Source organism: Ekhidna sp. (assembly GCF_039940915.1).
Lineage (GTDB): Bacteria > Bacteroidota > Bacteroidia > Cytophagales > Cyclobacteriaceae > Ekhidna.
In genome coordinates, this window is sequence record NZ_JBDVFO010000002.1 from 497,048 (window position 1) to 510,357 (window position 13,310).

Here is a 13,310-nt window from a genome sequence, read left to right on the forward strand (position 1 = left end):
ACCTAACTAATTCTGAGATCATGCCCATTTATTTCCACTCTCAATTCCCTCTCCTCAGGTCTTTCAAAAAAACACTGCTAGCTCTTGGTGTTTTCATATTTGCGCTTTCATGCAGCAATAAAGACAAGGTTGAAATTTCATACAAGAACTTCGGAGAAGAAGTAAATACCACACAAAATTTTACGCTTGAATTTTCTCAAAATATAGCCGACGAAAGTAAGCTGAATCTTTGGGATAGTACACAATACATCCAGTTTGAGCCGCAAATCTCAGGAGTATTTAACTGGGAAACGCCCAATAGACTTACATTTTCACCTTCCGAAAAGCTGCCCCCTGCTACCACCATCACGGGTACAGTCACTAAAAAAGTATTGCCAGAGGACGGGTCTTTAGCATTGGGAGATGATATCTCCTTTTCTTTTAAAACAACGCCTCTAAGTGTCTACAGGGTCGCATCCTATTGGGCACGTTTAAATAAGGAATCGAAAGACACACCCAAGGTTTTTGTGGAATTGGAATTCAATTTTCCAATACCTGTTTCTGACCTCAAAAGTCGGCTAGAGCTGCAACTGGGCTCAGAAAACAAGGCATTTATCGTCGATACCAAAGAAGAATATGCCAGAACCGTCAAGCTTTATGTGGATCAATTTGAACTCAAAGATGTAACCATTCCTGTGAAGATTGTTATTCAGCCAGGCATCATCCCATTTGGCGGTAACCAAAGCACCAAGGAAGTAAGGCAGGTAACAACCAATCTAAACAGTCCTTATAACTTCAATGTCAGCAGTGTAAGCTCAAATTATGACGGTTCCAAGGGCATTCTCACCATTGTAACCTCACAGGCTCCGCAACTCAAAAACTATGAGAAATACATAGATATCAAACCTAAGCTGACCTATGATATCGAAAGAAAGAGTAACGGCTTCATCATTACAAGTGAAGCCTTTGAAGTAACTGAAAAGTATGAAGTGACACTGAAAGAAGGTATTGAAGGAGAAATTGGTGGAATTCTTAAGAATAACTACCGAGAAGAGTTCTCATTTGGTAAGGTGCAGCCCACCATCAAGTTTGCCAGCACCAAGACGCGCTTCCTAAGCCGCAAAGGTTTTAAAAACATCAAGGTTCAAATCTTAAATATTCCTGAAGTAGAAGTTGTTGTTTCAAAGCTTTATGAAAACAATGCCAAGACATTCCTTTCTAGCAGAGACTATTACTACGATTACAATTCGGATGAATACTATTACGGCTACAACTACAACAATACCGACCTGCAGGATGAGGTGTGGAGTAAGAAAATCAAAACATCAGATCTGTCCCGTGAAGGTAATTTCAGTTTGCTCAATCTGGACTTTGAAGATAAACTCAGCGATTACAAGGGAATCTATGTGGTTCAAGTACGGTCAACAGAGAATCGCTGGCTAAAAGATGCTCGGCTAATTTCAATTTCCGATCTCGGCATCATTGTTAAAAATGGCGAAAATAAGGTCCATGTGTTTGTTAATTCCCTGGATTCTGGTGAGCCAGTAGCTAACTCATCCGTTTCTATTATAGGGAGCAATAATCAAAAATTGCAAACAGTAAATACTGACCCGCAAGGCGTTGCTGTTTTTAACCTTGACCCTAACCTTCCCAGAGGATTTAGACCGGAGATGATAACGGCCAGTCTTCAAAACGATTACAACCTATTGGATTTTGGCTCCACAGCCGTGCAAACCTCCAGATACGATGTGGGGGGCAAATATCTCACTGACAGGGTCTATGAAGGGTTCATTTTTATGGAAAGAGACCTCTACCGTCCTGGCGAAACTGCCAATTTTGCGGTTATCGTTCGTGATAGAAAATGGGGATTACCAGGTGAAATTCCTATTAAAATCAATGTACGAACTCCTGACGGGCAAGAATTCATCAATCAACAAAAAATCCTAACGGCGCAAGGATCAGCTGAAACTTCTTTTGCCTTGCCAAAAGCGAGTCTAACAGGTAATTACTCGATCACCATTCAAACATCAAACGATAAATTCTTAACCAGCGGAACACTGAAAGTAGAAGAGTTTCTACCTGACAGGATCAAGGTAGAATCTAAGCTTGACAAAGAAGAGTACACTCCGTCAGATAAAAAAATCGATATTGATGTAAGCGCGGTGAACTTCTTTGGCCCTCCGGCTGCAAACAAAAGCTATGAAGTGCGGATGCAATGGACAAAGACTGGCTTCTATCCAAAAGGCTACAATGGTTACAATTTCAACTACGACAAAACCAATACGCAGTTTTATGACATCACCAGGCAAGGAACCACCGATGCTCAAGGAAAAGCCAACATTTCTGTTGAAATCTCGCCCAATTTTGAAAACAATGGCATCATCCGTTTGACTGCTTTTGTAACCGTTTTTGATGAAACCGGCCGTCCTGTTGGGGTCATTAATAGATCCAACCTGTATACTCAGGAAGTATTTTTCGGACTAAAAAGCGATGATTACTGGGTAAAAACCGGTGATTTGATAAAAACAAAACTCATTGCCCTGAATAAAGAAGGGAAAATACTTGATGGCCAAAAAGCAACGGTAAAGGTCATCAAGCATGAGTACAAAACTGTGCTTGCTAAGTCTGGCAGCTATTACAGGTATCGATCACAAAGCTATGAGCGAATAATTGAAGACAAGGAAATAGAATTTAATGGTGACAACACCAGCATTTCATTCATCCCAGACTTATCAGGTCAATATGAAGTCCGAATCTTCCCTCCTGGAGTCAACAACTACGTTTCGAAAAGCTTCTATGCCTACGGGTATGGATCAACCACTGTCAATTCCTTTGAAGTAGACAATGAAGGTGAAGTGGATATTGTATTTGACAAAGAGCAGTACAGTCCGGGAGAAACGGCCAAAGTCCTACTTAAAACACCGTTTTCGGGAAGGGTATTGGTGACGGTAGAAAGCAACAATGTATTGGATCACTTTTACGTGCAAGCCGACAATCGATCTGCTCAGTTTGACATGCCAATCAAAGACAGCTACCTTCCCAATGTTTTTGTGTCCACAACCCTTTTCAAGCCACAAAAAGAATCGGACATTCCGCTGACCGTTGCACATGGGTACAGTCCCATCAAAGTGGACAAACCTGACAACAAGCTGGACGTAAAAATCGAATCAGTAGAAAAGTCAAAATCCAATCAGTCTCAAAAGATCACTATTTCAACCGCACCAAATGCCATGGTAGGTTTGGCCATCGTTGATGAAGGCATCCTTCAGGTATCAAAATATCAAACACCAGACCCTTACAACTTCTTTTATGGAAAAAGAGCTTTGGGAGTAAAATCATACGATGTTTATCCATACCTATTTCCAGAAATAGCAGGAAATCTAACTGGAGGTGGTGTTGGGTTGGCTCGAGAGTTGTCTTCAAGAGTGAACCCGATGAACAATGATCGGGTGAAATTGGTAAGCTTCTGGAACGGCATAAAACAAGCTGATGCAAAGGGCAAGCTTGAATATACCATAGACATTCCACAATTCTCAGGAGACTTAAGAATCATGGCCATTGCAATAAAAAACGAAGCATTTGGCAATGGTCAGAGCAACATGAAGGTAGCTGACCCTATTGTGATCAGTCCGGGAATCCCAAGATTCCTTAGTCCAAACGATACGCTCGTAATGCCTGTCGCGGTTTCGAATACAACAAGTAGCACAATCAACGCGGATGTCGGAGTGAGCACAGGTGAGCTCTTAAACCTGACCGGAAAGTCTAAATCAAAAGAATCACTTAAGGCTGGACAAGAAACCATGCTGTCTTACAACCTCTATGCTGACAACAACATTGGAACTAGTGAGATAAACATACAGGTAGCCGACGGTAGTGATACGTATACGCACAAAACAGACATAACGATTCGGCCAAACTCTCCACTGCTAAAGATTACCGGATCAGGTGTGATCAAAGGTTCAAAAACGGAAGAAGCAGAAATCAAAGACTCCAATTTCATTGAAAAGACCGTGCAGCGAAAGTTGATCGTGAGTAAATCCCCAATGGTGGAGTTCACAAAAGACCTCTCCTACCTGCTGCGCTACCCTTACGGATGCTTGGAGCAAACGACTTCACAAGGGTTTCCGCTCCTCTACTATAGAAATATATCAAGTGGTGTGCTGAGCAAAGATGACCTGGAGGTAAAGAATGCAAACTACATCGTCAATGAAGCAATCAAAAGGCTGTACCTAATGCAGCTTTACAATGGTGGTTTCGCATATTGGCCTGGTCAAGGTAGCGCCTCTTTTTGGGGATCAGTTTATGCGCTTCACTTTCTGGTAGAAGCACAAAGAGCAGGCTATAATGTTGATAGCAATGTGCTCTCAAAAGGAATGGATTACCTCGCTAAGAAAGCCAACGAGAAGAAAGTAATGGACTATTATTACACTTACACTGAGAAGCGAACAATCTATCCGAGAGCCAACATTTATTCTCTGTTCGTGCTGGCTTTGAATGGACAGCCTCAGGTATCTACCATGAATTTTTATCTCTCGAAAAAGCAATACCTCACTTCTGACAGCAGGTATCTATTGAGTGCAGCATATGTGTTATCGGGTGATCCTGCTCGTAGCAGAGAGCTGATCGATACACAATTTAAGAGTGAATCCCAGATCAGATCGACCGGAGGTAGTTTTTACTCCCCTATTCGAGACGAAGCAATTGCTTTGACAGCCTTGCTAGATGTAGATCCCTCCAATTCAGAAATACCGGTGATGGCCAAACACGTTTCTGAAGCACTTAAAAGCCGCTCATGGTACAGTACTCAGGAGCGAGCATTCAGCCTTATCGCTTTGGGACGTATTGCCCGGGAAGCATCAAAAACATCCATAAATGCTGAGATAAAAGCGAATGGAAAAACAATAGGATCATATAAAAACACTTCAGAACCACTGGAACTCAGTGGAGCGGATGTCAAAGGAAATGTTTCTATCAGCACTTCTGGAGAAGGGACGCTCTACTATTTCTGGGAATCTGAAGGGATTAGTAAGGATGGATCTTACATTCAGGAAGACAAATACATTCGCGTGAGACGAACGTACTACCATGAAAATGGAGCAATTGCCGACCTCAACAACATCAAACAAAACGACCGCTTGATTGTAAAGCTCAGCCTTTCCAAAACATTTGGTTCCAGCATCGATAATGTTGTAGTTACAGATATGCTGCCGGGTTGTTTCGAAGTAGAAAACCCACGATTTGGTCAATTGCCAGCGTTTAGATGGATCAAGGACGCCAGCAGACCAGACTACTCAGATTTTAGAGACGACAGAGTTCATTTGTTCACAGACCTCAACTACAGCAATACGCGAAACTATTACTACATGGTCAGAGCGGTATCCAAGGGTCAGTATAATCTAGGGCCTGTGGCTGCAGATGCGATGTACAATAATGAATATCACTCCTACTATGGTGCTGGGAAAGTGGTTGTGAAATAGGAGTAGTTGACAAGTTAAAAGCAGTAGCATGAACTACTTTTGCAACCATGTCTGAGATACCTCCTTGCCCCAACTGTAAATCACCCTATGCCTACCCGACTGATGGCTTGCTCATGTGTCCGGAATGTGGCCATGAGTGGAATCCTGAAGAAAGTGATGCGGATATCTCAGTAATCAAAGATTCCAACGGTAACGTATTGCAGGACGGAGATTCTGTGGTTGTCATCAAAGACTTGCCTGTAAAAGGAGCACCCAAACCCGTAAAAGCCGGAACTAAAGTGAAAAACATCCGGCTAACAGAGGGTGATCACAACATCGACTGCAAAATTGATGGATTTGGCTCCATGGCACTCAAGTCCGAGTTTGTGAAAAAGGCCTAAGAAATTCCTCCATTAAGTTCATGTTAGAACCATCATTTCGCTAGTCAAATCAAAGGTCCTTACTATTTTAGTAGGCATTGAAACCAATCAACGGTTGATATTTGTTAAAGCGTCAACCAAATAGCCTAGCCTATGTATACCAGACGAACCTACAAAGCATCAGAACTTGCCATATGGACGAGATTTGATACACTCAAGATATTTAGCATCATCCTAATTTGGGTATTAGCTTATCATTTTCTAGACCTTAGCTGGTTTAAAATTCCTTGGACCCCCATTGCGCTAATCGGCACAGCTGTAGCCTTCATCGTAGGCTTCCAAAACAATGCAACCTATGATAGAATATGGGAAGCTCGCAAGATTTGGGGTGGAATCGTTAACACTTCTCGTTCCTTCGGAATGTACGTACAGGACATGGTTACCAACGAGCACGCAAAAGAAAAGCAATCGGATGAGTCATTATTCGAAGAAGTAAAGACGCTTACCTATCGTCACATTGCCTGGATGACCGCTCTACGTCACGCCATGCGAGCAAAAAAACAATGGGAAACAACCGTAAACCTACGCACCAATCAAGAGTGGGGAATCCAGCCACCAGAAACACTATCTACGCTTGAGGATGATTTACAACCTTACCTCAGCAAAGAAGATTTGGCTGATGCGCTTTCCAAAGACAACAGGCAAACAGCCCTCCTTTATCAACAATCACATCATTTAAGAAGACTTAAAGAATCAGGACTTGTTTGGGAATTTTCGTTTCTAGAGCTGGAGGCGATTCAAAAAGATCTTTTCGATTTGCAAGGCAAAAGCGAGCGCATTAAAAACTTTCCGTATCCGCGTCAATTTGCCACGCTCAATCATTACTTCATGTGGATTCTCCTCATGTTTTTACCTGTAGCCTTGGTTCCTCAGTTCATGGAAATAGGCATGAATTTATCAGCTTCATACCCTTTAATCGGAAAAATATTCATCTGGTTCTCCATTCCTGTATACACGGCTATTGGCTGGGTATTTCATACCATGGAGCGCATAGGACGCACGGGAGACAATCCATTTGAAGGTACTTCGAACGATGTGCCCATCTCTACGATCGCTCGCGGCATTGAAATAGATTTACGGCAAAACCTCGGAGAAAATAAGGAAGACATGCCAGAGCAATTTGAAGTAAAATATAACGTCCAGTTTTAGTTCAATTCCGGAACCGGAGGTTTTGTACTTCAATAATCGTCGCTGAAGGCAATAAAGTAGGCCTTTTAGTCCGTACGACTAAGATCGTTGACTTACAATGAGTTGTGTTTCAATTAACGTTATTGTGCGATCTTTTGAATTGAAAAAATGAAAAAAAATATACGGAATATCCTATTCCATTTTGTATATTTATAAGTTACTAAACCTAGTATTGTTATTTACTGGATCTGGTTTGCATGATGACCTGATCCACAACCAGCTACAACGTGATGCAACCACCAAAAAGGATTATTCTATTAATCCCTCTCCTTTTCGCATTGATTGTTTTAATCAATCGCGTCAACACATCGACAGATGATAGTATCCAGAAAATATCACAGTTCGAAAAACTTGATAAGCGAACCCGCATGGATCTTGCCGCGAAACAAGAATTTGAGCGTACCAAAGATCCAGCCTTAGGGATTGTACCTAGAAATAGGCTTTATGAAGCCTACAAAGTAAAGGAACAAATGAAAACTCGAACCGACGGAGAAGTATTGCTGGATGCAATTCCTGGAGTTTCATGGAAAGAACGCGGACCAAATAACCTAGGGGGAAGAACACGTACCATAATGGTCGATCCCAACGATGCAACAAACAAAACCATTTGGGCTGCCAGTATTTCCGGTGGACTGTGGAAAACCGCTGACATCACTCAAGAAAACCCAAATTGGATTTCGGTCAATGACTTCTTCGAAAACATGGCCATTACCACAATCGCTTATGACCCTAACACCACATCTACGATGTATTTTGGAACAGGAGAAGGTTACTTCAATGTAGATGCCGTTGAAGGAAATGGCATTTGGAAATCAACAGATAGCGGCGACACCTGGACGCAGCTTTCGGCTACCATAACCACAAACACATCTTCATGTGCGGGAACTGGAGCGTGTGATTTTCTATACGTTAACAAGCTTGTCGTCACTGGAACTGGGACGGTACTGGCAGCGACTAGAAGCCGATATACAAATTTTGGTGGTGGGCTCATGCGTTCTACCAATGGTGGAACTTCATGGACCAATGTTTTATCCGGTTTTACTGGAAATAATGCCTGCACTGGTAACGATTTTAGAAGTCGTGCTTCCGATATTGAAATAGCCGCAAATGGTGATATCTATGTAAGTTTCGGGATTTTCGAAAATCAGGGGATTTGGAAATCAACCGATGACGGTGCAAACTGGTCCAATGTTTTTACTTCAGCCTGCAGCGAAGAACGAATAGAGCTGGCTACCGCGCCTAGCAACTCTGACTATGTTTATGCACTTATTCAAGAAGATGACAATACCATCAATCGGATCATCCGAACAACAAATGCTGGAACTAGCTGGGCCAGCGTTACAGAACCCACTCCACATTGGTTCGATCAGGAATGCGTCACTGGCACTACTGATTTTACACGAAATCAGGCCTGGTATGACCTCATTGCTGCGGTTGATCCAAACGATGAAAACACGGTCTACATAGGAGGAATTGACCTATTGAGAACAACAGATGGAGGCGCAAACTGGACTCAAATGACAAACTGGGCTGGAAATTGCGATTTACCTGAAGTCCATGCTGATCAGCACTTCATACTCTACGAACCTGGCGACTCGGATACCATTTATTTTGGCAATGACGGAGGAATCTATGCTACCTACGATGGAAGCGCAACAAGCCCCACATTTTACAGAAAAGAGTTTGGTTACAATACCTCGCAGTTTTATTCCATAGCAATGGAACCCACTGCCTATGACCCAGGATTCATTGGCGGAACTCAGGATAACGGGACGAATAAGGTATCCAATCTAGGTGTTGCTTCCATTGTTGAGGTAACCGGCGGTGATGGAGGTTTCGCTCATATTGACCAAAATAATGCTAATTACCAATTCACTGCTTTTACCAACGCGAGCTTTAATCGATCTACCGATGGCGGTTTGACCTTCACAAATGTCTTAAGTAATGGAGGTGGTTCCTTTATTAACCCAACCGACCTAGCCTATACCGATAACATGTTTTATGGAGGGTTTGCTGCCGGCCAATATCTTTATAGTCCAGATACCGAAGCTGGCACCATGAGTTGGTTTTCCAGTCCTGCTATTGCAGCATTTAATTCAGGTAATGTAACAGCTGTTGCGGCCTCTGAAAACACCTCAGAACGTGTGTTTTTTGGCCTGGACAATGGTCGCGTAGTGCAAGTGGACAATGCCACTTCCGCTCCTTCTGGCACGAATATAGGCGATGGAAGCTTTGTAGGATCGGTTTCATGTGTAGCAATAGAAGATGGCGATGACAACCACTTGCTCGTCACATTCTCTAATTATGGGGTGAGTAGTGTTTGGGAAACAACCAACGGTGGTACCAGTTGGACAGCCGTTGAAGGAAACCTTCCTGACATGCCTGTAAGGTGGGCCTTGTTTAATCCCAGCAATAGTGATCAGGCGCTGATAGCCACAGAACTTGGTGTTTGGTCTACAGACAACCTAAATGGAGCCTCAACCATATGGGAAGCTTCCAACAATGGCTTAGCTAATGTTCGCACGGACATGTTGCAGATTAGATCTTCTGATAACCTGGTAGTGGCTGGAACTCACGGACGAGGCATCTTTACCTCTGACATATTCGCAACCGTTCATGCAGACTTTACCTCTGACAGAAACACCATTTACGCTGAAGCAAGCATCAATTTTACAGATGCCTCATACAAAGCAACCTCCTGGGAATGGAACTTCGGAGATGGTGGTACCTCGACGGAAGAGAATCCAACACACACATTCAAACGTTCGGGTGTGTATGATGTGACACTTACCATCAACAGTGGTGCTGACTCTCAAACTAAATCGGGCTTTATTCATGTGTTACCCAATGTAGCAATACCATTTGCTGCTGCCGATGGTGGCAATTTCGAGACCAATACGACCTATTTTGGATCAGATGATCTCACTGGAGGCATTAATCTATGGGAACTTGGCGCACCCGGCAATGCCATTTCTACAGTCAACTCAGGTACGGATGCATGGAAAACTGCTCTTTCTTCTGACCTCACCCAGGCGGACTACTCTTGTGCATTATTCTCTCCCAATTTCAACTTTACAGAGTCAGGAACTTATACACTTAGCTTCAGAAAGAGCATGGAGCGACAATTTGTAAATGCCCCATTTGGCGTACAAGTACAATATTCCACAGACAATGGAGGCAATTGGACGCGTCTTGGAACAGATGACGGAAGCGGAACTAATTGGTATGACAAAGGAATAAATTCTGGTAACAGCCTAGAAACCAACGTGATACATGATCGCACTGGCTTTAATGACAACTACTCAAATGAAGCCACTTCATACGATGTTTCATTCCTAAGCGGGAATTCAACAGTTGCCTTTCGGTTTGTTTTATACGTCAATGCAGGATATAGCGGCGGATATGACAGAGATGGCTTCATGATTGATGATTTTGAGATATCAGGGCCTACCAATACCGCCAATGTCAATATTACAGAAAATGATCCTGGCACACATCTATCACTGAACGGAACGAGCGATTATACCACGCTTTCCAATCTGAGTGTAAATGAATCTTTTACGGCCGAAATGTGGATCGACCCAACAACTACTGATGATGGTCAGACATTTTTGGCCAAGCATGACGCATCTGGTAACGATATTTTTAAAATAGGATTCAATGCTGGCGCAATTGAAGTAGACATAAGAGGTACAACTACTTCAGGAGGCACCAAAGAAACCGGCCTCCAACACTTGGCAGTTACAATAGAAAAACTGACAGTTACAACTTCGCAAATCACGGTGTACAAAGACGGCATTCAAGCATTCCAAAATACCATTTCTGAGGTGCTGGGAGATCCAGATGGATTGGCATGGGTAGTTGGTCAAGATTGGGACGGTATCGGTGTGCCTTCTGATTATTTTGGTGGTACTGTAGATGAGTTACGACTTTGGAATTCTGTGCGCACAGAGAACGAAATAAGAACAAGTAATTTCCTTATCGCCGATGGTCTAGATACCGATTTGGTAGGATACTGGCAATTCAATGAGAACACTGGAAGCGCCACTCAAAACATCATCACCAGCAACAATGGCACCCTGTCTGGAACTAGCTGGGAGGCCTCTACTTCTCCGGTAGGCAAAGGGAATGCCTATAGCGCTACAATCACTATGGATGGTACCACCGTTCTGAATAGTGGAATTTCTGTGGAATTTGTTGGTGTATCTGGTTCGTTTGATTTGGTTGCTTTCGAGGTAGACCGTACACCAGTGGGAACATTGCCAGGAGACGAAAACACCCTTGATGAGGCCATTAATTCCCCATATTGGATATTGGAGACGTATGGAGCGGGAACATTTACCAGCGCCAACCTCACCTATACTTATGGAGCGAGCGCTTTTACGCAATCCAATCCTGCAAGTGTCTTTCTTTTCAAGCGTCCCAGTAAATCCAACGGATCATGGGGTACCATCATTGCTGCAAATTCAGTCAATACAGGAACTGGAGAAGCCGTTTTCAATGGCATAACATCTTTTAGTCAGACGGCATTTGGTACGGCGGCTGCCCCCTTGCCTGTTGACCTCATTGCATTTAATGCTGAGCGAGTCAGCAATGTAAATCGATTGAATTGGTCTACAGCAACAGAAACCAACAACGACCGCTTTGAGGTCCTGCGAAGTGAAGATCAAAGTGAGTGGAAAGTCATTGAAGTGGTGGAATCAAAAGCTGAATCTGGAAATAGCAACGAGGTAATCGATTATGCCTACAATGACAATAGCTCTTTCTATTCGCAACAAGTATTCTATAGACTTAGGCAAATAGATTTCGATGGTACTGAGACACTGAGTCAAATTGAAGAAGTATCCATCGAGTTTGAAGATAAGGTGACCATTTCTGCATATCCAAACCCTGTGAGCGATCAGTTGACTGTTGAATTAAATTCACCTTTTATAGACAAGGCTATCATTAAACTAACAAGCTTAAACGGCCAACAAGTCTTTACAAGAAAGTTAAATACGACCATCGGTATAAACTCCCTCCCCATTAATACGAGTGGCTTGAAATCGGGAATTTATTTGGTAAGCGTTCACTCGGGTGATCAGTCTCGAAAGATGAAGATCATTAAGCGGTAATAGCGAATTCCATTCCACCAATATTTTTTAATTCAATATGAACCATTTTCATATCAGCCCGTTACTATTGTATGTACAACAATTGTATATATGAATAATTACTTCCGAGCCATATTTGAGATCATAAAGACCGGTCACTGGATTACAGATCAGGTGTCTGTTGAGTTGAAAGAATTCGATATCTCAGAACCTCAATACAATGTGCTTCGAATCCTCAGAGGCAGAGATAATAAGCCTGCCACTGTGCAAGAAATTCAATCTCAAATGATACAGCGTTCCAGCAATGTGACCCGAATCATTGATAAGCTTTTGATAAAAGAACTTGTCGAACGTAAAGAATGTCCATCCAATCGAAGAAAAATGGATATCACCATTACGAAACAAGGTGTTGATTATTTAAAAATATTGGATCAAAAATTAAGATCCTTTCATTCTTCAATGATCAATAACTTATCCTCAAGCGAGCTCGAACAATTAGGCGAATTAATAAAAAAACTAAAAGGAGAAACACAATGAAAAAAATACTTGCCATCGGTGGAAGCAATAGTAAACAATCGATAAACAAACAATTTGCCGTTTGGGCTGCAAATGAACTAGATGGTGTTGATGTAGAGATCATCGACCTCAATGACTTTGAAATGCCGATATACGGTATCGACAAAGAAAACGAACACGGCATACCACCCGAAGCTCATGATTTTAAGTCTATCGTCAAAAACTCGGATGGAGTGGTACTCTCGCTCGCAGAACACAATGGGAGCTACAGTGCGGCATTTAAGAACATTACCGATTGGGTTTCGCGAATTGAGAAAGGGACGTGGGCCGGCAAGCCAATGCTGCTCTTGGCTACATCTCCAGGTGGCAGAGGTGGACAAGGTGTATTGAGTACAGCAAAAGCAGCCATGCCACATCAGGGCGCAGAACTATCAGGTACTTTTTCTCTTCCTGCTTTCGGTAGCAATTTCGATGCAACTGTCGGTATATCCAGTGATGAACTTCGCGTTGAATTTCAAAAACAATTGGCGCTGTTCAAAGAGGCAATTGGGTAAGGGTGACATAAAGCTGAGTTTTTTTTAAACAACTCATCACAACACCAACGATTCGTCAATTTCTTTCATTTCTGGAGTCTCAAG

General features: G+C 42.6%; 6 protein-coding genes. All 6 read left to right on the top strand.

The features are described from left to right. Window positions 1-20: 20 nt before the first annotated feature. Window positions 21-5,456, top strand: a complete 5,436-nt coding sequence (locus tag ABJF57_RS07415; RefSeq protein WP_462233863.1) for an alpha-2-macroglobulin family protein — start codon at window positions 21-23, stop codon at window positions 5,454-5,456. 47 nt (window positions 5,457-5,503) lie between these two features. Then, window positions 5,504-5,836, top strand: coding sequence for a zinc ribbon domain-containing protein YjdM (locus ABJF57_RS07420; RefSeq protein ID WP_462233865.1), 333 nt, complete (start codon window positions 5,504-5,506; stop codon window positions 5,834-5,836). 132 nt (window positions 5,837-5,968) lie between these two features. Continuing rightward, the gene (locus ABJF57_RS07425; RefSeq protein ID WP_462233866.1) at window positions 5,969-7,024 is read left to right on the top strand and encodes a bestrophin family protein; all 1,056 of its coding nucleotides are present in this window, start codon (window positions 5,969-5,971) and stop codon (window positions 7,022-7,024) included. A gap of 269 nt (window positions 7,025-7,293) precedes the next feature. Continuing rightward, window positions 7,294-12,177: a LamG-like jellyroll fold domain-containing protein gene (locus ABJF57_RS07430; RefSeq protein ID WP_462233868.1), complete on the top strand. Its 4,884-nt coding sequence runs from the start codon at window positions 7,294-7,296 to the stop codon at window positions 12,175-12,177. Window positions 12,178-12,267: 90 nt separating this feature from the next. Then, window positions 12,268-12,693 (top strand): MarR family winged helix-turn-helix transcriptional regulator, encoded by a 426-nt coding sequence (locus tag ABJF57_RS07435; RefSeq protein WP_462233870.1) that lies wholly within the window; start codon window positions 12,268-12,270, stop codon window positions 12,691-12,693. Further along, entirely contained in the window at window positions 12,690-13,226 is a 537-nt protein-coding gene (locus ABJF57_RS07440; RefSeq protein WP_462233872.1) for an NADPH-dependent FMN reductase, read from the top strand. The genes ABJF57_RS07435 and ABJF57_RS07440 overlap by 4 nt, the downstream gene beginning before the upstream one ends. Window positions 13,227-13,310: the final 84 nt, after the last annotated feature.